Source organism: Nostoc cf. commune SO-36, assembly GCF_023734775.1.
Taxonomy (GTDB): Bacteria; Cyanobacteriota; Cyanobacteriia; order Cyanobacteriales; family Nostocaceae; genus Nostoc; species Nostoc commune_A.
This window is the reverse complement of the sequence record NZ_AP025732.1, coordinates 2517373-2542582: the sequence shown is the minus strand read 5'-3', so window position 1 is coordinate 2542582 and position 25210 is coordinate 2517373. Positions and strand designations below refer to the sequence as shown.

Genomic DNA, 25210 nt, shown 5'->3' with positions numbered 1-25210 from the left:
AATTGCCTATTGGATAAGGGTTGAAGGTAAAAGAGAAAATAAAATTTCTCTCTTTTAGCTATCTTGTGTTTGAGAGGATGTTTTAAAATGTGGTGGCTGATGTATCAAAAACTTTAGATCCTCCTAAATCCTCCGAGAAATTGGAGGAATTTGATTCCGGTTCCCCCCTTTTGAAGGGGGGTTAGGGGGGATCAATAAGTACCTAAAATCACAGCCTAAAACTTTTCAAACAACCTCTAAAGGTAAAAGTAACTAGCCGATTACATTGGCTTTCTCTAAAGATTCTTTTTCTTCTGGTGATTGTTTGAATGCAAACCGCAATAAAGGCGGTGCTAAGAAGGTTGTCAAAATCACCATAATAACGATCGCAGCTTGTAATGGTTTATCCAGAGTACCACTAGCTGCACCAATGGCGGCAAACACTAACCCAACTTCGCCACGGGGAATCATCCCCACACCAACGGCTAACCGATTAATTCCAGGTTGACCAAAAACCGCCCAACCTGTGACAACTTTACCGAGAATTGCTACCAACATTAAGAAGATAGCAATAATTAATCCTTCTCGATTTCCTGGAACTAAAGGATTAAGAACGCCTAAATCAACTTTCGCGCCAACCGTCACAAAGAAAACTGGTACTAGGATATCAGCAACCGGTTTAACCTGCTCATCTAGCTCTTTGCGTTTATCCGTTTCATCCAAAACTAAGCCAGCCGCAAATGCGCCTAAGATAGCTTCTAAATGAATGGCACTACCCAGAAAAGCCATGAAAAAGGCAAAGATAAATGCTGGAATAATTAAATTGCCTCGCGTTTGCAATTTCTCAGCAATAGCAACAAAACTCTGATTGAAATATTTCCCTAATAAAATCGAACCGATGAGAAAGACTGTAGCGCTGACAATTAAATAAATGACGTTGAAAATATCAACTTCACCAGTTTTAGCAAGACTCGCAACCACTGCCAATACAATGATGCCTAAAATGTCATCAATTACCGCTGCACCAACAATAATCTGACCTTCACGAGATTTTAACTGCCCAATTTCTGACAAAACTTTGGAGGTAATCCCAATACTAGTAGCTGTGAGCGCTGCACCTGCAAAAATCGCTGGAATTACTGGCGCGTGAAACAATAAAATCAACCCCGCCGTGCCAGCTGCAAAAGGAACAGCTACCCCAACACAAGCAACAATTGTTGCTTGATAACCGACTTTCTGTAATTCTTTTAAGTCTGATTCTAGACCAATTTCAAATAACAGAATGATCACACCTAGTTCGGCAAGCACAGAAACAACCTCACTCTGGCTTTGAAAGATTGATGTGACGGCATCAGGACTGAGGTTATTAATGAATTGCAGGATAGTCATGATAATGGAGTCGCTACCAACTGCTCCACTGTCGGGAAACACGACCAAATGGAGAGCAGAAGCACCCACAAGCACCCCACCAACTAATTCTCCTAATACAGGTGGCAAGTCTATCATTCTAAATAATTCGCCACCAATTTTACTAGCCAGATAAATGACTACTAAACTTAGCAATACTCCAGTCAGCACAATAGGAGCATATTCAGCCTCGTTAGTTTTTGCTAGTAAAGGAGACTGTAAACCTCCGTTGAGAAAATTTAACCAGGTAAACGAATTAAGTATTGGTTCTGAAAAAATCATGTTTTTGCTTGTGTTTCTGATTCATTTTGGAGCCAATTAAAAAGCGTAATTAATATTTCGTAATTCATAATCCAATTACGAAATATTAATTACGAATTACAACTTACGAATGGGTGTCAGTGTAGTTACTAACACCAGAAGTATTAGCAGAACCTGCATGAGGATTAACTAAAGCAACGGCTTGTTTAAGTGCATCTATACGATCTACAAACATATAATGCTCTGGTACAAATCTTGAAATGCCAAACTTGTCTAAGCGCTTTTTGACTTTGCTGGTTGCACCAACAATTAACACATGACGACCTTGTTCACTAGCATCTTTGATGGCGTTTTCAATTGCCAAAGAAGCAGTCACACCCAACATTGGTACATCGGTCAAATCCATAATCAGCACATCAGAGTCTGCCATTGCTGAATGTTCACGAGCGATCGCTTTGGATACTCCAAAAATCATCGGCCCGCTCAGGTAAAATAGCAGGATACGTCCATTGCCAAGATCAAGCCATTTTTTCTCTTCGTCATCCAAGATAACTGCATCATCAGCATCGCTAATTACCTTCACTTCCTGAGATTGTAATTCCGAGAGGCGATCGATAGTTAAGATATTAGCAATGAACACTCCCACGCCGACGGCAACAATTAAGTCAACAAATACGGTCAAAAACAACACACCGTACATGATGATTGTGCCTTTCAGCGACACCTTATGAGCGCGTTTCAAGAAGCTCCAATCAAGAATGTCAACCCCCACCTTGAGAGCAATACCAGCCAATACCGCCATTGGGATAGGTTGAGTGATACGCGCAGCCCACAAAACTACAACTAACAAAATTAATGCGCGAGTTAAACCAGAGACAGCTGTTCTTGCACCAGTTTGGATATTAACTACCGTTCCCATCGTGGCACCAGCCCCAGGTAGCCCACCACACAAACCAGATACTAGATTACCGATACCTTGACCAATCAATTCTTTGTTAGATTTGTGTTCAGTGCGGGTCAAACTATCTGCAATTACTGCCGTTAGTAGAGTATCAATACAACCCAACATCCCCAACATTGCCCCATCAACAAGCATCTTTGTCATTTGGGATGCTGTAAAGACAGGCAATTGTAATGTGGGCAGTCCTACGGGAATTTCCCCAATTCGTCTGATATCCGTACCGCCAAATATGGTCAAAGAAACTATAGTTCCGATAATTAATGCCACCAGCTGCGGAGGAGCAAAGCGCTTGATTTTGGATGGCATGAAGAAAATAATTGCCAGCGTTAGCAAGCCCAAAGCTGTTTCAGCAGGATTAATCTGAGTTAACAACTGAGGCAGATTTTGCACCATCCCCAGTACGCCACCTTTAGGGTTTGGCTGTCCGACAAAAGGAGCAATCTGCAAAATAATCAGAATCACGCCAATCCCAGACATAAACCCAGAAATCACGCTGTAAGGCATGAGGGTAATGTATTTACCCAACTTAAATATCCCAAAAAAGATTTGAAATATTCCCGCTAGCATGACTACGGTAAATGCCATTGCCAAGCCGTTTTCGGGGTTAGCTGCGGTCATGGAACCGACAATTGCAGTCATAACCACGGTCATTGGCCCGGTTGGCTCAGAAATTAGGGTCGGTGTCCCACCAAATAAGGCTGCGAAAAAGCCGACGCAAACTGCACCATAAAGACCAGCTACAGGCCCAGCACCGGAAGCAACACCGAATGCCAGCGCTAGAGGTAACGAAACGATCGCAGCAGTTAAACCACCGAATAAATCGCCTTGTAAGTTTCTAAAATTGATTGTGTTAGTCAATGACATACTGGGGCTTTAGTTACAAAAAATGCAAAAATTGGGTTTTGTAAAAATTGCCAGCTACTTTGAGTAAGTTTCATGTTTTATTGACATGAAAAATTAGACAAAGAAAACTTAATTCTTTGCAAAGCAGCAGAATATAATGCCTTTCTATATGACGATTCGCCAAATACGAATTTCCAATAGAGAAGGCTTAGGCTAAAACAATTCAAAAATTTGATTAGAAAAACTTACAAAAATTGCAAGTTTTAGTTATCGTCAAGTTTAATGGGATCAATAATAGCTTACAGCCTTATATGTCAATCTTGCTTATTCACAAACCTCAATATTAAATAAATATTAAATTGCTTTCATAGATAAAAGGCTATGGTTGTTGACTAATCTTTGATTGCACTAATTAATACAATTATGTAAAGTTTATATTAATTATTATTTCAAAGGTTTAAGGCAGAGGGCAGCTATGCTGGAAGCTCAGTTGGAACACTGTTTTCTGCTCTCTGGCGGCGAGTAAACGGGTCTTGGGTTTAAGACCCCCACCAAATTTTCTTGTTTTGTAGTCCCAATTAAGTACGGTGCTGAATCCCCGAATATATTGAACCTTGTCTACGACACGCTGCGCGATCTGCCCTCTGCCGCCGCTCGCGGACTCGCTCTAAGCGAAGCGTCCCGAAGGGTATACGCTGCGCTATCCTGCCTTTAAAACAATTCGTTTTTTCGCCCATTCGCAATTACGTTTTGTGACGGGGATTTAGACCCCGTCACAAAACAGGCTGCCTGTCTTGCTGGGGACTTAAACCCCCAAAGTTTGTTAAAATAATTTACCTGTCAATTACATTTTTTGTAGAGACGTTGCAATACAACGTCTCCACATACATACCTGAAAATCTCACCAATAACCTTAACTAAACGGTAAGGAATAAGAGTTACACAGAGTTCTTGCTTAAGTGATGGCTTAGTTAAGAGTATTTAGCGTGATTTCATTCAACGACTGTTACTGAAACCCCTTCGTTTGATGGAGGGATACCGGGTAATTCAAGACAGTATCCAGCACCATAAACTGTCTTAATATAGCGGGGATGGCGAGGATCTGGTTCTAGCTTGGTTCTCAAGTGGCGAATATGCACTCGAATCGTTTCTATGTCATCATCAGGATCGTAGCCCCAAACTTCTCTGAGGATTTCGCTAGGAGAAACTGTTTGACCGTGGCGTTGCAGTAAGCAGTGAAGTAGCTCAAATTCCAAGTGAGTCAATTTCACTGTGTCATTGAACCATATTGCCTCAAATCTTTCGGGAACGAGGGTTAATGAGCCATAGTTGAGAATCTCACTGTGTTTCGCGGCTTGGGGAATGCGGTCAGTACGCCGCAAAAGTGCCCGTACCCGCGCCAGCAGTTCTTCAACTTCAAAAGGTTTGGTGAGGTAGTCATCTGCGCCAGCATTGAAGCCTTCCACCTTGTCCTGAGTTTGGCTCAAAGCCGTCAACATTAACACGGGAATCTCAGAGGTGCGATCGTCTCGGCGCAGGCGTTGGCAAACGGTAAACCCATCTACTCTAGGCAACATTAAATCGAGCATGATCAAGTCTGGTTGTAGCTGGAGAGCCAGCGCTTGACCTTTGATGCCGTCTTCAGCTTGACTAACATCGTAGCCAGCCATTTCCAAGTTGACGGCAACTAGTTCTGAAATCGCTGGGTCATCGTCTATGACAAGAATCCTCGGCATTCTTAAAAATTATTACTACTTATTAAGGATAGTTAACAACCTTTGATAGATACAAAGATTTTTGAATCAATGATGAGAAAGTTTTTAAATCTTACATAAATATTAAGATTAAATGACTGTGAAATCAAGACTCAATTACACGAAATCTTATAGTCTATGATGTGTTATACTCCCCCCTACAATCCGTCTTGGTTTTTACAAAACGGTCTAATGATGACTGTATACACCGCTTTGTGGGGAAAACGTAACTGGCAAAGTACTACTAAAGACCCAGAACCGTCTTATCACGAGAAAATCTTCATTGGTGGTCAAGGTGTGCCAATTTTTGGCTTGGTTGCCATCCCGGAAAATGCTCACAGCACGATTATCGGTACTTATGGCATTACTGGAGAGTTAGAGACGGAATGGTTTTTGAGAGTGCTAGGACGTAAAGCCTATGCTCAAGGATACGCAATAGTGTTATTTGATTGGCGTGCCCACGGCAAAACGGCCGTTTTGTCGCCGACTCTCACCTCTGATGGTTTGTATGAGGGGGAAGATTTTGTTCGCATCGCCGCCGCAGCTAAGGCGATGGGATGTCCGGGTAAATTTTGGTTTACAGGGTATTCTTTAGGGGGGCAATTGGCACTCTGGGCGGTGAAGGTGGCTGGTGAGGTGATTAGGGACTATGGAGATTTAGGGCTAGAAGATAGCGATATTGGCGGTGGTATGGTGATTTGTCCGAGTTTAGATTCGGAGCGATCGCTATCTTATCTAGTTACAAAGCCCTTCGGCAGATATTTGGAAGCGGGGATTGCCCAGAATTTAAAAAAACTGGCATGGCGAATACATGATGCCCATCCTGGAAGTATTGACCCTGCGGCGATTGAACGGGCGAACAGTATTTGGGGTTTTGATAATGAACTGGTAATTAAGCAACTTGGTTTTCCTTCTGTGGAAGCATATTACCAAGCTAGTAGTGCTTTACAAATATTGCCGCAAATCTTGAAACCGACTTTGATCTTATATGCTGCTGACGACCCACTTTTTGACCCAAGTATCATACCGGAATTAGAAGAAGCGTGCGATCGCAATTCCGCAATAGATTTGTTTCTCACTCAATACGGCGGCCATGTTGGCTACTTGAGCAGTAAAGAGTGCCAACGTCAAGTAAACGATTCTGATCTTTGGTGGGCATGGAATCGGATTTTACAATGGTTAGAGCAACAACGAACACAGTAGGCGAGATGATATTCTAGTTGCTAGGATACTCGACGGATGGAGTCGTATTGTTTAGAAGCCCAAAATAGAGAGGATGGCATTGATCCAGAAGCTACCACAATATCATTGGTAAACCAGCAAGAACAGAAGCAATGCCTGTCCAGAGAGTAAAACGCGCAATATCTAACTCATCTAAAGCAACGCTCATTTGCCTAATTGCTGATAGCAGCGCTGCTAGTAGCAGTATAAAAAAGGCAAAGTACTCCAAATTAAGAATCATTCATCCTCACTATGTTCTATAAAAAAGTAGTTGTAATAGGTTTTTAACAAGCTTTGGCAAGGGTTTTTTGTTCCAAATTTAACATTTTCTGATAAAAACTATTTACCAGTGAAGAGATATCTACGTCAGAATACTTGCAGACATTGATATTAGTTCCTTTGAGTAAAACTGTAATAGCTAACGTTGTAGCCAAAAAAAAATTGCAATTCTCTGTCAAGGGGTTTAAAGTATTCTCTCTCAGGGGATTTAATGTGGAGTTGAGGAGAGTACATCTAGAGTAATAAATTATAATATTTAGCTGGCAAAAGCGCTCGCGGCTACCTGTATTTAGGTTTACAGCTAGACTTAATATCTAACAACACCTATGGTAGATTCTAGGAAAAACACGCGCAGTTGTATATAGTAATGCTAAAGCGTCAAACCAGATCCACCCATAATATCGTCGTAATTAAACAAACTATTAAAGTACAACTCCCTTGAATTTTTGACTCAATGACCGCTTCTAATGATATTTGGCTACCTGCACCGACAGATTTAACTTTGCTACCGGATGAGATTCATGTCTGGCGTATAGACCTTGACCAACCGGAACCACAACTGCAAAATTTAGCAGCAACTCTTTCCAGTGACGAAACGGCTCGTGCTGAACGGTTCTATTTTCAGGAACATCGACAGCGTTTCATCGCTGGTCGTGGTATTCTGCGAACTATATTAGGTAGCTATTTGGGTATCCAGCCCTTACAAGTGCAGTTTAATTATCAACAGCGTGGCAAACCAGTATTAGCAGATAAATTTAGCCATAGTGGACTGGCGTTTAACTTGTCTCATTCCCAAGGGTTGGGTTTGTGTGCGGTGAATTGCACTCGCCCAATTGGTGTAGACCTAGAATATATTCGCCCGATGTCTGATCTGGAAGCTCTTGCCGAACGGTTCTTTTTGCCGAGAGAATATGATATGTTGCGACAATCTCCCAACCGACAGCAAGAGATATTTTTCCGTTACTGGACTTGTAAGGAAGCTTATTTAAAAGCAACTGGAGACGGACTATCCCAGTTAGAGCAAATTGAAGTGTCGCTCAGTCCCACAGAACCAGCCAAGTTACAGATAACTGAAGACTGGAGTCTTTTTGAACTAGTACCTGCTAACAACTATGTTGCTGCTGTTGCGATAGAGAATTTTGGCTGGGGTTTGAAGTGTTGGCAGTATTGACTTTTGTCATTTGTCATTAGTTATTCTTCCCCCATGCCCAATGCCCAATGCCCTACTTATCTTCCTGCATATTTCTCACAATTTTTGTCACCAGGTTTCTAGGTACAAATCTGACGCTTTTTGCAAGTATTGCATTGAGTAAACCAGGAATGACAATGGTTTGACCCTTCATTAAGGCACGAAAACCAACTTCGGCTACTGTTCGTGCATCCATCATCCGCTTACCCTTGAGCAACTTCGAGTCAGCCATCCCGGTTTCTTTCATGAAAGGCAGATGCGGTTGAGCCTGGGCAAAGAACTGTTACAGTGACACCAGTACCTTCTAATTCATTAGCGATCGCTTCTGAAAACGATAAGATATAAGCTTTAGTAGCAAAATAAACCGCCATCAAAGGCCCTGGTTGAAAAGCAGCAGCCGAGGAGACGTTTAATATCTTACCTTCACCTTGCTTGACCATGTGTTTCAGGAATAGCTTGGTTAAATGGGTAAGACACACCAAATTTACCTGTAGCATTTCCAGTTCAGCAGCTAGGTCTGTTTCGTGAAATAATCCATAGATACCAAATCCGGCATTATTTACCAGCACATCAACATTAATATCGGCGAGTTGTAACTCTGTAAAAATTTCTTCAGGAGCCGTTGATATAGATAAATCCTTAACAATAGCCTTGACAAAAATTCCAAATTTTTTTTGGAATTGAACTGCAATTTCTACAAGCTTTGGCCCGTTTCTGTCTACTAAGACCAAATTGTAATCATGAGTAGCAAAAATACATGCTAATTCGTAGCCAATTCCATCGGCTGCGCCAGTAATAAGAGCAGTTTTTTTGCTCTGTCCTTGATGTGTTGTGTTCATGTAAGAATGTTAGCGATTCAATTTAATGATGAAGCTGCGTTGCATTTACAGTGGTTCTTGTTCTACAATTAAGTACGCGTAATATCTCAACCGACGATAAACGTCTTAAGTTATTACCCTTTCAAATGCTTGTGTGATGCCTTGGATAGATGTGTCTGTCCAAACGCAAATTTAGGACTTATGCATCGAATAAGTGGGGCATTAAAGAAGTTTGGTTATTTCAAACTACTAGCGCTGGCCTAGTATTATTTACAAAAGCCAGCAGGCAAAATCAAACTTTTATGCCCGACACTAACCATTCTATCCTCAATTTCTTCTGTCAAGGCTTGAATACTAAAAAATTACATTATTGAGCATAAAAAACAGGGCAACTATATTGCCACTGTTAGTATATGAGTTGTTGCTGGCATCTGGAATATTGGCTATTCAGTAATACTGTGTTGTAAAAAACATGAACTAAAAAATATTTGGTAGGATGTGTTACGGCTTCCGTAACGCACCGAAAGTATCCGGGATAATACGTTACGTTCCTAACACATCCTACACAAGTTGAAATTCCTAAGCGAGATTCAAGAAACCACTTTGAATCAAGTAGGAGGTATAAGTCATAAACAATTGAGAGTCAATGGGAGGGCAAGCAATAGAACTACCTGCCAATGCATGAAGAGTATCTTGGCAACTAATGTGGGGTCTTCTAGCTTGTAAGTACAAATCAGGAATAGTCAGTTGTTCATCAGACCAACGTTCCAGCAAAAATGGTCGCAGAGTGTATAAAGGATTGTCAGCAGAAGTCACATTATTGATTAACTCTGATTGCCATTTTTCGAAAGGAATCATTTCAACTGAATAACCAAAAGAGCGTATCCACTCAACTAGCATTTTCAAAGCAGCAGGTTGGGGATGTTGTAAATTGAAAGCTTTACCTATGGATTCTTTTTGGCGTGATAGATAAACGATCGCTTTACTTACATAGTCCACAGGTGACATATCCAACATATAATCTACATCAGGGAAATATCCCATTTGTAGACAGCCCTTGGTCATCAAATTGATAAAGTCATGCGTGTTACAAATGCCTGTTTTGCTATCACCTGAAATCAGTGGTGGTCTGTGAATAGTTACAGGAAGTCCACGGTCACGGGCAATTTTAACTAACTTTTCAGCTACCCATTTCGTTTGAGAATAACCAAGATAAATACCTTCCCAATGATTGAATTCATCCTGTTCTTTGACAACCTTGCCAGCATAAGCAGTGGATTCAAAAACAGCCACACTAGAAACGTAATGTACAGGCTTGACTTTAACTTGACAAGCCAATCTTAAAACTTCTTGAGTTCCTAAAACATTGGCTGCTTTCAGTGCAGAGTATGGGAAAACATAATTCAATAAAGCAGCACTATGATAAATGGTATCAATATTTGCAGCTAAGACTTGAAACTGTTCCGAACCAATACCTAACAAAGGCTGAGATAAATCGCCGACAATCGGAATAATTCTGGAGCTAAATTCTTCCTGCCAAATTGCATACTGTTCTAGATTTTTTTGGAGTTTACTTTTGCCTTCTTCGGCATTAGCGGCACGCACTAAACAATAGATATCCGCATTGGTTTCTTGTAGCAATTCCCGGATGATGAAAGCTCCTAAAAAGCCTGTTCCTCCAGTTAAAAAGATGTTCTTGGGTTCACCTATAGCTACATTAGATGCAGCACCGGGATGGATGGTAGGATCAAGAACAGCCTCAGCACCTAAATCTAGAACAGAGGGCGCAGTATTGGCATTAGAGGCTACTACCTTTGTGTCTTGAACTGATGAACCATCTTGCACTTCTTCAGCTAAACGCTGTGAAAGAGCTTCAATATTTGGATAATGCCACAGCAGTAACGGAGATGGTTGAAATCCGAGTAACTTTTCTAAGTTACTGACTAGAATCATCGCTTGGGCTGAATCCAAACCGTAGTTTTCTAAATGTTCTTTGACATCTATTTCATCAGTTGCAACTCCTAGCAACTTAGCTAAGTTAGATATCAAAAATATTTGAATATCGTCTGCTGTGAAAGACTGTTTTATAGTCATTTTTAAATCTCCAACAATGATGTAGAACGAACAGGGTGATATTGACTGTAATAATCGGAAGCTTGCAGTCCTTGAATTTTCAAATTTTGGACGCGATACAAAAAGGCTGCACCAGTCATAATTTGATTAGCAACATCGACTACACCACGATTATTTGGTTCAGATAAATAAGAACCGCGTACCCAGTCATTGAAACCGCCCATTGCCGGGCCACACCAAATTTGATAATCGACTTCTCTACCTTTTTCACCAGAACTAGACCAGCGAGAAGATAATCCTAAATACCATCGGAAAATCAACGCCATTTTCAGTTTAGGATTATTAACTGCTTTCCCAAGTTTCTCAGGATTCTTTTGGGACAAATAAGCCGCAGTTCCTTCCCATACTTCAGCAATAGTTTTGCGAAAAACTTGTTTTTCTAATTTTTCTCTTTCTGCAAGGGGGATGCTTTCAATGGAATCATAAGCACGATAGAGTTCAAATAATTTCTGCGCTCGCATGGGGAACATTGTACCCCGTTTGAGAACTTGTAATTTGACTCCCATTTCAAACATATCTGCTGCTGGAGCCATTATCATATCAGCCATTTCTGCTTGGGCTAATAACTTTTTGGTATGTTCACAAGCCCCAGATTCAACACATGATTGATTGATGGAACCAGTCATTATATAAGCAGCACCCATCATGAAAGCTGCTAATGCTGATTGTGGTGTGCCAATTCCTCCTGCTACACCGATTCTAATGGGTGTTTGGTAATGATATTGGGCTTGAATTTCATCTCGCAAGGCAATAATAGAAGGTAACACACAAACCAAGGGACGGTTATCTGTATGACCTCCAGAATCAGCCTCGACGGTAATATCATCAGCCATTGGAACTTTGGCTGCGAGAGTTGCTTGTAACTCGGTAATTAACCCTTGTTCAAGAAGTTCTTTGAGGATTCTGGCTGGTGCTGGTTGCAAAAATTTAGTCGCAACTTCTCGGCGAGAAATTTTCGCAATGATTTTATTTTTGATTTCAATTTGATTGCTGCTATTTAAGCTCAATCCAGCAACACGGTAATAAACAATGTTGGGTGTCAAGTCGAGAAATGCAGATGCTTCTACTGTTCTCACTTGATATTTGAGATATAAATCTACGGCGCGGCGTTCAATCGCAGGTTCGTTGGGGCTGTGGATTAGATTAAATGCGTAAGGCCCTTGAGGTAAGGCTTGTTGAATGCGATTGATGGCTGCTTCCAAACGTTCTGGAGTTAAACCACCTGCACCAAAGGAGCTTAAAATTTGTTCTTTTCCGAGTGCAATGACCATTTCTTCGGAAGCAATTCCGCCAGCCATTGCGCCGGTAACGTAGGCATATTTTACTCCATGAGAGGAGAGAAAAGTGGGATCTCCAAATTGTTGAATGCGGATTGGGGCTGCAAATGTTAAAAGTTCTACTTGTGCTGTTGTGCCATTATCACCAGGGGATAAATAACCCTCATTAGTGACACCGATTTTTCCGGCAACTTTCACGATGTAGCAGGGTTTATTTAATACCATCAATTTATCTTTGATGGTTTGTTTCTCGAAAGATATTGTTTCTAAAGAACCTTTCCAAACTTGGTTTTTGTTATATGACCAAGTGGAGAAGTTAAGACCATTATCGTGTTTACTTAGTACCGTATCTACGGTTGTCACGGTAGTTATCCCTCGGATTATACAAACAATGGATTATATGAAGGGTGTAGACTCTGTTAACGTAGACGCTTCGGCTTGCCACAGGCTACCGCAGAGGCGCAGAGGGCACAGAGTAAGAGACTAATACCAATTCTCTGGGAGATGCACGTAATAATTTTTAAACGAACCGCGTTCGCGCAGCGTCTCGTTAGAGAATGATGCAAAGGGCGCGAAGGAAGAGATAAGTTAAGAATTAAGCAGTGCAAGTTGAGAGAGAATTGGTATGAAATATTAAGATTCTTCGTTAAGCAAGTTTTGGGCACAAGCTAGTTGCAATTGAATGATTTCGCTCATTTGCTGACTGTAATCTTGTCTAGCTTGTAAGAAGGCTGTGTGTGCTTTAGTTATCTTTGAATTATTAGCATTGAGCTTTTGATACTGGGTCTTATTTAAATCGAACATGCTGATGATGCTACTAATTTTTTTAGTGATGACAGATGGCGAAGAAAGAGGATTTGCTGCCCAATTGCGCTTGACTCAGAAGATTGTAATTGTTCTCTCGGTTCAAAAACGTTATCAATGATATTTTTCGGTTTTACTTCTTCTGGCTGAGATAAAATGTTTGGGAAATGACTTTCTTGTTGGGTTATTTGGTTGGAAGTGTTAAGAAAATCTGTGATTTCAGATTGTTGGAGATTAGGTATCTTTGGATGCTGTATTTTGAAGCGTTCGCTCCTAAGATCCCCAGCAAAATCTTCAACAAGTTTGCGATTTTCTTCACTCAAAATTGTAGCAGCGATCGCTTTTCCACCCAAGATAACTGTTCTCAATGTTACTTTATTTGAATTAGCAGTGTCTTGGGCTTTGCTATACAACGGTGATAAATCCACGTTCACCTGATGACTGAGTAATTTTGCTAATGCTTTGACCATTGAAGCATGGTCATCCATTCCCCTACGATTCAGAGAAACTGTGATATGTTCTTTGTTGCCCAGAATTTTGTCAATCCATCGGGAACAGACACTACCGGCACCCGCTTCTAGAAATATTTTGACTCCATCGCCGTAGACACGATTAACTAATTGCGGAAAATCAAGTTCTTGGCACAATCCTTTGGCGATGTTGTGAGCAATGGTATCTCTTTCAAGTGCAACTGGTTGATAGTCGGCGGCTGAATAAAACACAATCCCAGGAAGATTTTGTGATGGTAAGCTGTTTACCTTCTTGATTTCCTCGAACTGCGATCGCATCGCTTCACAATGTATCACATGGTCGAAGGGCGCGGGGAAAGCATTACAACCTAAAGTTGCAATCACTCGCTTACAGGCGGCATCATCACCAGCAATTAACACTTCTTCTGGTGTGTTAATTTGAGTTAAGTAGACGCGGTTCTCTTGTTTCAGGCATTCTCTAACTTGGGATGGAGTAGCCATGAGAACATAGGTATTCCAAAGATTGTTGTTTGGCGAATCTGTTAATCCCCAATATTCACGCACTGCATTTTTCGGCCCAGATAACTTATCGCCAAATAAAGGTGATGAGTTTAAGGTGTTACTTCCGCCCTCAAAATCACTCCAAACTCCTTGGGCAACCATCATACTAGTTTCACCCAAGCTATACCCAAATACAGATTGCGGCTTGACTTTAAAATCATCTCGGAAAATTGCTGTCATGTATCTAGCAAAGGCAATTTCACTTTCAAACATTGCCAATGAATCATCTAACAATTGCTTTTCGAGAGTTTCTAATTGTCTGGTTGTCAATTTAGGTAAACTTCTGGGATAAACTAGTTTTTCAACATCGGCAGCCCGATTGTAGAGATTGTTACTTTTTAAGTCCTCGAATACTTTCGGAAATAACCGGAAGACACTGCGACCAATGCCAATATAAGAATTGACTGCTGCGGGATAAACGTAAGCAACGGCTCCAGTTTTACCCAATGGTTTTGCTGTGAAATAACTTCCTAGTGGCGTTTGCCAATCTGTGCCGTTTTCAAAGGCATTGTTTATACCTTTACGGGCAGATTCAATTTCTTTGAGTAAATCTTTTTTGTTACGTCCTGTAATTGATAAGACGTATTTTGGATTAGAGTGCTGTTGAAAGCTAGCGAATGTCTCGCTGGCGGTAGCTGATAAAGAAGAACTCGCTTCTATGGTATTTTGGAGATTGTTGAGAAGATCGGAGATGGTGGTGCGATCGCTAACTGCGATAGGAAACAGATGAAAGGGCATTTGTTGCAAATATCTGTTGTCGCGTTCCTCTTGGCTGGGTTCCTCCGACAAGATTAAATGGGCGTAACTGCCATCTATACCCATGCTATTAATTGCTGCTATTCTGCGTGTGCCGCCTTTATCGACAAACCAAGGTCTTGATTCCATCGCCACATAGAAAGGGCTACCTTCCCATACTTGCGGTGTTTTGACACCAGACCATTTGGGGGTGGCAGGAATATACCTGTAATAAAGACAGAGGGCGGTTTTGATTAAGCTAGCAATTCCCGATGCTGTATAGGTGTGGCCGATATTGGCTTTGACGCTACCTAATGCACAATGCAGACCATTGCCCACTTTCGGATAAGCTTGCAGCAAACCTGTGATTTCGGCTTCATCTTCCTGGGGAACGCCACTACCGAAGACTTCCACATAGTTAACCTCTGTGGGTTGAATCTCTGCCATCTCGAAAGCTTGTTTACAGACATCACTGATAGCTGAAGCATCAGGTTTTACCAAAGCATCACTCAAAGTAGAATTACCTTGTGCGAAACTCATGGCATCAATTACTGCATAGATGCGTTCATTATCCTCTTTAGCAGCTTCGTAGCGCTTGAGGACGACAGCACCCGCACCTTCGCCAACCGTCCAGCCATTAGCTTGTTGGTCATAACCCAACGTGTTGACACCCGTATTAATTGGTGCAAATTGGCTGCGGAATAAAACGTTTTCTACACCACCGGCTAAATCTACCGCACCCACAACCACCGCATCAACTTCTCCCGTAGCGAGTAGCATTTGGGCAATTTCCAACGCTTTGAGGGCAGAATTCTCGCCGGCGCTGACGGTGAATGCAGGACCAGTGAAATTCCATAAAGCAGAAATTCGGCTTGCCATGATGTTGGCGATGTGACTGACATATTCGCCGATTTCTACTGGTTGGTGAATGCTATCTTTAACAATGGTTTCCAGTTGAGAAAGCTGTTGGGCAGGTAGAGAAATTCCTTGGTTGAGCAAGCCGTCCTTAACTTGCCAAGATAGATTCCATCTTTGCTGTAGCTGATGCACAGAGAATTCTGTCTCGGCGGCGACAATCACAGCCACATTGCCACCCTCCTGTAGTTTCGCATCTTTGACGGCGCGATCGCTAACCTTCAGAAGCAACAATTGTTGTGGATTTAATTTCTCAATTTCATTCGGTGGGATTTTGCACGATAAAGTATCGATTTCAAAATCTTTGATGTATGCCCCAACTGGCGCTTTTCCATCTGCTAAACCGTATTCTTTCAGAACACTTTCTTGATTTTCTATACCATGCCATCTTTGAGGCGGTAGAGAAGTAAAATGCTGTGTTCCATCATAAATACTGCGTTCAAAAGCATCTAAACCATTGCAGTTACCAAAAAAGGCATCCATGCCGACAATAGCAATTTTGGTAGGTGGAACAGGGGGAGTTGATTCAACTGATTGTGTTGTATTTCCTTGTTCTAAAATCAGATGAGAATTAGTGCCGCCAAAACCAAAGCACTGATAGCTGCCCGTTTAATTGGTGCGTTATTATTAGGCCATGCTGTAGCTGTTCTAACAATTTTGTTGGCGGAAATTGTACCTTTTTCTGAAGTTAAAGGTTCAGAAACATTCATGGTTGCTGGAATTACACCATGCGACATACTCAAAATCACCTTAGTCAAGCCAACCATGCCAGCAGCAGTTAGTAAGTGACCAGTATTTGCCTTAGCAGAACCTACCAGAGGCGCAGCTTGGTTTTGACCAAAGAATGTTTCGATGGAGTTGAATTCGGTTGTATCTCCTAATAATGTGCCAGTGGCGTGACACTCTAGATAATCAATAGTTTTTGGACTAAAATTCGCCTCATTATAGGCTCGTTCAAAAGCTAGGACTTGTCCTTTAGGATTTGGACTCAGTAAATGTTTCCCCTTGCCATCATTGGAGAGTCCATTACCGCAGATAGTGGCAAGAATATTATCACCATCTCTGACGGCATCAGAATATCTCTTCAGCATTACCATCCCAACACCATCGGCGGGGATTAATCCTCTAGATGACTTATCTAAGGGACGGCTGATACCGTTTTCTGCATACCCTTGAACACCGGAAAATAACATCCGCACGAATAAGGAATCTGCACAACTGATGGCTCCAGCTAGCATGACATCAGCTTTGTGTGACCATAAGTAATGAGATGCTAATTTAATCGCATAAAATGAGGAAGAACAAGCAGCATCCAGACATAAATTAATCTGGGATAGAGATAGAGCTTGAGCAACTATCGATGCTGGTAAACCAGATATCATCGCATTGTATAAAGACGCTTTAGTTGCACTTGGGACAGCTAAATTAAAGTCTTCATACTGCAAAAGTTCTCTAACAGCAGGATTAATGGCTTGCTGGTAAATTGGAGAGAATAATTGATTAGATAATTTTGTCGGGAATGACAAATTACCTAAAATTACGCCACATTTTGCAAGGACATTTTGATTACCCCAATAACCACTTTGTTCGATTGCTTGTTTAGCTGCATACAATGACCATTTGAAGGTATTATCTAAACCAGCAACAAATTCTGATGGTAGATTGTATTCAGATGGATTAAACTGGAAGTTGCGGATGTAACCGCCTTTAAGGGAATAAGTTTTGTCTGGTGTACCTTTAACTGGATTGTGAAAGATTGTCGGATCTACTCCGATTTCTTCGGCGGTTGCAGAGGATGTCGAATCTTTTTGATTAACGATATTTTGCCAGTATTCTTCAGGATTTTTTGCATCGGGGAATAGGCATGATAATGCGATGATGGCTATTTTTTCCACGATTTATATGCTCCGAGTTTGGGTATTTAGCAAGAGATATTTAACAGGCAGGATTTACGCTGTTCCCCAAACTTTGAACGAGGCAAGTTATAGCAATCCTAAGATTAAGCTAGCTTTGATAGTTCGTAGTAAATTCTCTGCGCCCCTTTGCGTTTCCCTTTGCGAACCTTTGCGTTTAAATCTAAACCCTCAATTCGCCACGATTTCACGTAAGGCTGTACTTGTAAAATAACGATTAAAGTCCTTACTACGAACTTTCAACTTGAAAGATTACTAGCTTCTGAGCATTTTCATTGACCAAATAATGGCATGAGCGCCGAGCATTCGTGAGTATATTTTCCCCTGGCGGTCGTGTATGATAAAGTTTGCGATCGCACTACTTGGTGTCTTAGCTAGTACTTCACAAGAAACGTAAAATGTTTCGTTATGTGGTATCATCGCAAATTGTTCAAATTTTTCTACTTTTCCAGGTAAACAACCTTCTTCATGAAAGTGTTGTGTCCAAATCCATAAGGCGTGCATACTCAAGTCAGTGGTGTAAGGATTTACCCATTGAACGGGGAATTGTCCTTGTTGCTGGGGGCTGAGTTCTGGCCACAGACATTCTGTAGTAATTTTTTCAGGACTGATGTTTAAAACTCTTTTGATTTCTTGAAAAGCGGGGCCGTGAAATAATGTAGCCCCACCATTTTGGTAAAAATCTTTTCCTGTAGCGGTGATGATATTATCTTCTTCGAGATTGAGAGATTCATAAGTGGGTACATCTGGGATTTCTCGCTGGAGATTGAGTTGAGCGCTAAAATGAAAATGGATTCTGCCTTGTGGGTTTTTACTCGAAATTTTGGCTTTAAGTTCGATTTTTTCAAGATTAAATTTAGAAATTTCTTCTATTTCTAAAATATGTTCCTTCGCTAATGTTTCATTGAAAGTAATCCCCTTCAAAACTTTGAAATCTTGGTAATAAAACAACCGATAACCAGGATATAATTGTTCACAAGCATTGATAATCCAGGTCATTGCACAAGTTGCTGGTAGAACTGGAGAACCAGAAATAGTGTGATCGTGTAAAAATGGATTAGCCTCTAATGTTATTTGGCGACGGATACGATGGGTTCGTAGTTCTGAATCTAACTCCGCCGCCATTGGAACTAGTGGACTACCAATAACAACTTGTGCGGTTGCATGATTGGCGTTATCCATTTCTTTAACCAGCATTTGCGCCCCGACTGCAATGGGAATTATATCAATTTTTCGCTCTTGAAAAATCTTCTTTAATTCTGCTGTCACCATTCCACTGTCCCAAGCGCCCCAGTTGATAGCGACTACATGACACGAGGGATAACTTTGCTTAAATATATGGGCTGATTTGTTCAGAATTTCATTTGCGATCGCATAATCAGATTGTCCAGGATTTCCGTAAAAGCCTGTTACGGAAGAAAACAAAACTAAATGCTGAAGTTGATTAGGGTTGACGCAAGTTAGTAGGTTTTCTAAACCTTGAACTTTGGCGGTGTAAACTTTTTCAAAATCCTCTTCTGTTTTCTTTTCAATTAACTTATCAGCTAAGTTTCCCGCGCCGTGGATGATTCCGGTAATTGGGCCGAGATTTTGCACAGCAGTAGCAAGTTTTTCTTGTAAAGCTGGCGTATCTGTGACATCGACGCTGATATATTCTGCTTTAGCTCCGGTTTTTTCAATTGCTGCTAGAGTCTTTTTAATTTCGCGGCTGGAGGTAATTTTGTTATATATTTTTTGTACATTCATGGGTGTAGGCTTCTCTCCTTGAGAAAGAAGATTTTCCATGATGCATTTTTTCAATGCGGAGTCATCAGAGTTTTGAGCATAATCTGGCTCGGTTTCTAATAGTTCGGAGCGACCGAGGAGGATGAATTTGCAGGGTTGCTGTTGGGCTAATCTGATAGTACACTCAGCCGTAATCCCTTTTGCACCGCCGCTCACGACAAAGACAGATGATGGACTAAGCTGGGCTGTTTGTGTCATAAATCCTCGTGAATACCTGCATAAATTGGGTTTTTTGATGTGCAACTGATTCTTGAAACCCCCGCTTCCATTCCTCTCCCCAACAGGGCTACGGTGTACAAGTCTGAAATAGCTCATTAACCAGGGTTTTACCCCACCCTAACCCTCCCCTTGTAAAGGGGAGGGAACTGGATTTCTTATTTCCCCCCTTTCCAAGGGGGGATTAAGGGGGGTAATTCGACCGTAGTCACAGGGAGAAAGGCTTTGATTCTTACTCCCCTTCCCTTGTAGGGAAGGGGTTGGGGGTTAGGTTCGAGAGAAAGTTGCACACGGCGTTAATCTACTTTTTAATCGGCGATAATGGTGACTCGTCCTTGTGAGCCGTAGCCAACTTCACTTATATAAAGGTTGGGGTCGTGAAGTTCGGCGATGATATTTTGTACTGACTGTTTAGCGTCAAGTCTGGGACTTAAATCGATCGCACGAGTAAATACTTTTGGCCATTCCCATCTCAGAGTTTTGGTTAATCCAAATAAACCAGCGCCGATCGCACCGAAGTTGACTTTGTACTCTAAACCGAAGGCTCCATCTAGATGAGCTACTGTGCAGAAACAACTACGTCCATGTTTTGCTGCTTCGTTTAGAGAAGGTTTCAGGTGTTTCGCCATCAAAAATACGTGCTTGACGATCGCCTTTTCTGATTCGTTATAAGAAATACTTCCGGCTTGATTTCCTACAAACATCGGATGGAGATGGATAAAAGCCCCGATCGCTCCGCAGTGAGATGCGATCGCTTGCAATTGTTGTTGAAGATGTTCTTCACTCAAGTTTGCTAAGGTGACGCGGGTTACTCCTGTAGGTAAGGGCGCTTGTTGGACGAGAAGCGATTGGGGGAAGCTGATAACTACTACTTTCCAGCCTTTCTCGATTAGGGATTCAGTTAATTTATAGGTGGTGAGGGAACCATCATCGGTGATTAAACCGATGTGTCCTTCTGGTAACGTGAAATCCAAGTAATCGGGCTGTGCTAGGCTTCTGAGTTTGACGGTATAGCGCGGGATATTATGCTCTAGTTCATGTTCTAATTGGGGTGGCTGCTGTTGGACAAACTCAGGCTCAGACTTTTTTTTTTCACCTCCAGCCAACTGCTGTAGGTAATCGACTATTTGACCGATGGTGCGAAGATCGCCAAGTTCTTCAATATTTGGTTTGGGTAAGTTGGGGTACGTTTCTTGCATCGCCCCTAAGATTTCTACCCGTTTGATGGAGTCAATCCCTAAATCGGCTTCCATGTCCATTTCCAGTTCCAGCATCTCCACTGGATAACCGGTTTTGTCGCTGGTGATGGCTAACAGGGTTTCACCTAAGTTTGCAAATTCATCACTTGTTGCGGGAGCAACTTCTGGTTCTGGAGTGAATGCGACAACTACGCTTGGTTCCGGTGCAGCGACTACCTCAACTACTGGTGCAGTCTCTATTGGAATCTCAGTTACTTGTTGTACTTCGGGAATTGCAACTTCTACTGAAACACTTTGAGAAGCGTGCGATCGCAGATACTCTACAACTTGGCCGATGGTGCGTTTTTCTGACAGTTCTTCTAAATTGGGCTTGGGTAGGTTGGGGTACATCTCTTGTAGCGCCCCTAAGATTTCTACCCGTTTAATCGAGTCAATCCCTAAATCAGCCTCCATGTCCATGTCCATTTCCAGCATTTCGACTGGGTAGCCGGTCTTGTCGCTGGTGATGGCTAAGAGATTTTTATCCAAGTCAACAATATCGATAGTTGCGTTAGATACAGGTGCAGCAGTTGTGGGTGCTGGTTCTGCAACAACTTCGTTGACTGGAGGTGAGCTAATTTTAGCTACAACCTCGGTTTGAGGTTCGACTACTGGGACAGGTGGCGCAACTACAGGCTCGACTGTCTCGACAGTGGCGAAGTGCGGAGTGGGAAGTGGGGAGTACGAAGTTTCAACTACAGGCTCTACAGCAGCCGGGAGAGGTTCTTGGGTAACAGCTATAGGCAAAGGCTGGCTTTCTACTATCTTGGTAGGTGCATCAGTAACAGTTGTTTCTGTGGTGAATGGAGTGAAATTGCTGAGTTTCTCTGTTAATTGAGTTGCTCCCTCACCAGAGATGATTTGAGAATACTCTTGCTGTATGAGTTGGAAAAAGCTCTTAGTATATTCCAACTGCTCTTGGAGATATTGCTCATGGATGCGTAGAGTTTCACCTTGTTGGGAATGAAACTGCATCATGCTACGCTCTAAGCTTTCCATGACAACGAGCTTCATTTTGGCAGTTTCGGCTGTTGATTTACTTTCGCTCAACAAAGAATTCTGCTGTTGCATCAGTTGGAAAAACGCTTTAGCGTATTCCATTTGATGGTTGAGATAAGTACCATGAACTTGTAAATTCTCGGCTTGATTTTCTTGGAACTGTGTCAGGAGGTATTCTAAACTTGCTAAAAGTTGTTCGTAATTTGTAAGTTTTTCTGGTGTTGGTTGCATCTTAGATTCCTGGGCTGGTTGTGACAGGGTAACAGGATTCATCTGTTGCTCTGGCTGGGTGATGATATTAGCAGTCACACCGTTCATTACTGGGGTAAGTTTTTTATGTCCGTTAGTTTCTATCACCGCTACAGGTGGAGTTACACCGGGGCTGCTAAATAAAGGAGCAACAGTTTCAGAAGATTCGGGAGTTGGTAATGTGACTTTATGTCCATCCTGCAAAGCTAAAGCGAAGGCATTTTTCGTTTTTTCGGATCTGTAGTTTATGCCGTTTAAACGTACATTTAATGTCTTCTTCGTCTCAATTGGGGGAATAGTTTGGGGAAGTTGGTAAGGATCGAGGTTATTTAAAGTCAAACCAATTACCCGTAATTGCACAACTGCTTCTCGCAAAGAGCGATCGCTATTCTTTTGAGTGCTGGGGTTCAAAGATACGGTAATATGGGGGCGATCGCCAAGAATCTCTTTCACTAAGTTGCTAAGAATTCTCCTTGGCCCAAATTCCACAAAGCAACTACCACCCGCCGCATAGATATTTTCAATTTCTTGTTTAAACAGCACTGAGTTAGAAAGGTGCGTTTCCAGAATCTTTTGAATACCTTGGGCTTCCTTGGGATACTGCTTACTAGTAACGTTGCTGTAAACAGGGATTTTGGGACTTTGGAATTTAACAGACTTGGTAGCGATCGCAAATGATTTTTGAGCAAAGGCGATTAGCGGTGTATGGAACGCTGCTGAAACAGGTAACAATACAGCTGTATATCCTTTCTCGTGTAAAATCTCTCTAACTTTCGCTATTTCTGCGGTAGGCCCAGCCAAGACAAATTGAGTGGGAGAATTTTGATTAGCGATCGCAACTTGCGGAAAATGCTTCAACACTGCTTCCACTTTGCTGATGTCTTCTTTGACAGCCAGCATACTACCCGCATCATGATCTGGATCTTCGGGTGCAGCCATCGCTTGACCCCTAGCTTTCACCAGGAACAAGTAATCTTCAGTACTCAAAACCCCCGCAGCCCATAGCGCTGTTAGTTCACCAAAGCTATGTCCCGCCACAAAATCTGACTTAAACCCAGCTTGTTGCAATATGCTGTACATCCCTGCACTCAACACCCCAATGGCTGGTTGAGCGTATTCTGTGCGTTGTAAAGCAGCAATTTGGACATTTTTTTCTGCCTCTCCAAACACAGGATGAGGGAAAACGATTTCTGACAACGGCTGCAAATTATCTTTGAGCAACAGGCTATCCATATAACCATGCAGACGGCGCATCAAAGGAAAATTCATCACCAGTTCGCGTCCCATCTCCAGGTATTGCGAACCTTGTCCAGAAAAGAGAGAGACAACTTTTCCGCCCAACTCCATACCAGAGGCGCGGTAATAAATCCCTTGGGGATGCTCCCAAGATGCTGCGGAACCTTTAAGTTTCAGCCAGTCAATGCTAGTTTGCAGGAACTTGCAAGCTTCTTCGAGATTCTCGGCTACAAACCCAAATCTAGGAGCAGAGAGAGGAATCTGTTGTGATTTGCACTCATTGACTAATTGTGCGTAATGTGTAGGTGCTTCAGGCGATCGCAACTTACCCAAAATCTCTTCCGACTTGCTCAACAATTGCTCTACCGTAGGAGCAAACAACAGCACTTCACTAGCATCACTGTGTAAGCGGTAAGCCTCGTTTTGGTCGACTTCATATTCTTCCAAAACAACGTGATAGTTGGTTCCACCAAATCCGAAAGAACTCACACCTGCGCGTCTTGGTGCTTCCCCTTCTGGACGAATCCAAGGTCTAGTTTGGGTATTCAAATAAAAGGATGAATTTTTAATGTTGAGTTTGGGGTTCGGCTCAGTAATGTTAATTGTCGGCGGTAATACTTTGTGATGTAAAGCCAAAGCAGTTTTAATCAAACTCGCCGCACCCGCAGCCGCTTTTGTGTGTCCGATTTGTGATTTCACACTACCCAAAGCGATATGCTGCTTTTTGTCATCATGTACATCAAAGTAGTCTTTTAAAGAACCGAATTCTGTCGGATCTCCAGCCATTGTACCAGTACCGTGTGCTTCCATCAAACCAACAGTAGCAGGAGAGAAGCCAGCATCTTCATAAGCACGTTCCAAGGCTTTAACTTGACCTTCTTTGCGGGGAGCATAAATGCTCTTGTGACGCCCATCGCTGGAAGTACCAATACCTTTAATTACGGCATATATTTTATCGTTGTCCCGTTCAGCATCTTCTAACCGTTTGAGGACAATCATCCCAATACCTTCACCCAACATCATCCCATCAGATTTAGCATCGAAAGGTTTGACATTTTCACTAGGAGAAACAGCCGGTGTTTTGCTGAACGAGATGTAAGCCATGATGGTGTTGTCGGTATCAACGCCACCAGTCAACATCATGTCAGAACGATGTTCAACTAGCTCACTAATTGCCATTTTTAAAGCACCAAAGGAACTAGCGCAAGCGGCATCAACGACACAATTCATCCCGCCAAAATTTAGGCGATTGGCAATTCGTCCAGCGACTACGTTCGCTAACATTCCAGGGAAAGCGTTCTCATCCCACTTCACATAAGCGCTTTTGATTTTATCAACGATTTTTTTAGTATCTTCGTCAGATAAACCACTGCTTTTGAGTGCTTTTTCCCAAATTGGATATTCCAATCTCGCAGAAAGTGGCATTCCTAATTGCTTGGCCATAGCCACGCCTAAGATTACCCCAACCATCTCGCGGTTAAACTCACGTTTTTCGCCATAGCCAGCATCTTCCATCGCTTCTTTCGCAACCACTAAACTTAATAGTTGCGATACATCTGTGACTTCTAAAATGCTGGGCGGTATGCCGAATTCCATCGGGTTAAAGTCTACCTCTGGAAGAAACCCACCTCTTTTACAGTAGGTTTTATCTTCAGTAGTTCTGGGATTCGGATCGTAATAATCTTCGACGCTCCAGTGAGTGGAAGGAACATCAGTAATACAGTCAATTTTGTTTACAATATTTTGCCAGTATTCCCGCAAATTTCTGGCTTGAGGCAATAGAGAAGCCATCCCAACAATGGCGATAGGATTGTGTTGTAATTGTCTGTTAATTCTGTTTGTTGACACTGATTTATCTGATTTCATTTTTTTTCCCTCGATAGACTTAATTACAGCCTGTTCACAATTATTTATCAGGCTCTCTAACTCCGTTAAGGCAGTATCAATTGAATAAGCAGACATAGGGC

10 protein-coding genes and 2 pseudogenes are annotated in these 25210 nt (G+C 42.0%); 2 read left to right on the top strand and 10 right to left on the bottom strand.

Going from position 1 to position 25210, the window contains the following annotated elements; translation table 11 throughout:
* Window positions 1-252: 252 nt before the first annotated feature.
* From ANSO36C_RS11070 to ANSO36C_RS11060, 3 genes are all read right to left on the bottom strand, one after another.
* On the bottom strand, window positions 253-1668 hold the full coding sequence (locus ANSO36C_RS11070) for a cation:proton antiporter (protein WP_251959575.1): 1416 nt from the start codon (window positions 1666-1668) through the stop codon (window positions 253-255).
* A 103-nt stretch (window positions 1669-1771) separates the two neighbouring features.
* Window positions 1772-3472, bottom strand: coding sequence for a bicarbonate transporter BicA (gene bicA, locus ANSO36C_RS11065; RefSeq protein ID WP_251959574.1), 1701 nt, complete (start codon window positions 3470-3472; stop codon window positions 1772-1774).
* Window positions 3473-4443: 971 nt separating this feature from the next.
* Window positions 4444-5187: a response regulator transcription factor gene (locus ANSO36C_RS11060; RefSeq protein ID WP_251959573.1), complete on the bottom strand. Its 744-nt coding sequence runs from the start codon at window positions 5185-5187 to the stop codon at window positions 4444-4446.
* A 156-nt stretch (window positions 5188-5343) separates the two neighbouring features.
* On the opposite strand from ANSO36C_RS11060, the gene ANSO36C_RS11055 reads away from it, so the two are divergent.
* Entirely contained in the window at window positions 5344-6408 is a 1065-nt protein-coding gene (locus tag ANSO36C_RS11055) for a YheT family hydrolase (RefSeq protein ID WP_251959572.1), read from the top strand.
* Between the two features lie 91 nt (window positions 6409-6499).
* Here the strand turns inward: ANSO36C_RS11055 and ANSO36C_RS11050 are convergent, their stop codons facing one another.
* On the bottom strand, window positions 6500-6667 hold the full coding sequence (locus ANSO36C_RS11050) for a hypothetical protein (protein ID WP_176727194.1): 168 nt from the start codon (window positions 6665-6667) through the stop codon (window positions 6500-6502).
* 492 nt (window positions 6668-7159) lie between these two features.
* Between ANSO36C_RS11050 and hetI the strand changes: the two genes are divergently transcribed.
* Complete coding sequence (gene hetI / locus ANSO36C_RS11045; RefSeq protein ID WP_251959571.1) at window positions 7160-7876, top strand: 4'-phosphopantetheinyl transferase HetI; 717 nt, start codon at window positions 7160-7162, stop codon at window positions 7874-7876.
* A gap of 52 nt (window positions 7877-7928) precedes the next feature.
* Here hetI and ANSO36C_RS11040 read toward each other — a convergent pair.
* The 6 genes and pseudogenes from ANSO36C_RS11040 to ANSO36C_RS11010 form a co-directional block, all read right to left on the bottom strand.
* Window positions 7929-8733 (bottom strand): annotated as a pseudogene (locus ANSO36C_RS11040) (SDR family NAD(P)-dependent oxidoreductase).
* Between the two features lie 558 nt (window positions 8734-9291).
* Window positions 9292-10806, bottom strand: coding sequence for a thioester reductase domain-containing protein (locus tag ANSO36C_RS11035; RefSeq protein ID WP_251959570.1), 1515 nt, complete (start codon window positions 10804-10806; stop codon window positions 9292-9294).
* Window positions 10807-10808: 2 nt separating this feature from the next.
* Window positions 10809-12485 (bottom strand): PfaD family polyunsaturated fatty acid/polyketide biosynthesis protein, encoded by a 1677-nt coding sequence (locus ANSO36C_RS11030; protein WP_251959569.1) that lies wholly within the window; start codon window positions 12483-12485, stop codon window positions 10809-10811.
* A gap of 270 nt (window positions 12486-12755) precedes the next feature.
* Window positions 12756-17502 (bottom strand): annotated as a pseudogene (locus tag ANSO36C_RS11025) (PfaB family protein).
* Between the two features lie 273 nt (window positions 17503-17775).
* Window positions 17776-19503: an SDR family NAD(P)-dependent oxidoreductase gene (locus tag ANSO36C_RS11015; protein ID WP_251959568.1), complete on the bottom strand. Its 1728-nt coding sequence runs from the start codon at window positions 19501-19503 to the stop codon at window positions 17776-17778.
* Between the two features lie 326 nt (window positions 19504-19829).
* Entirely contained in the window at window positions 19830-25205 is a 5376-nt protein-coding gene (locus ANSO36C_RS11010; RefSeq protein ID WP_251959567.1) for a type I polyketide synthase, read from the bottom strand.
* Between the last annotated feature and the right edge of the window lie 5 nt (window positions 25206-25210).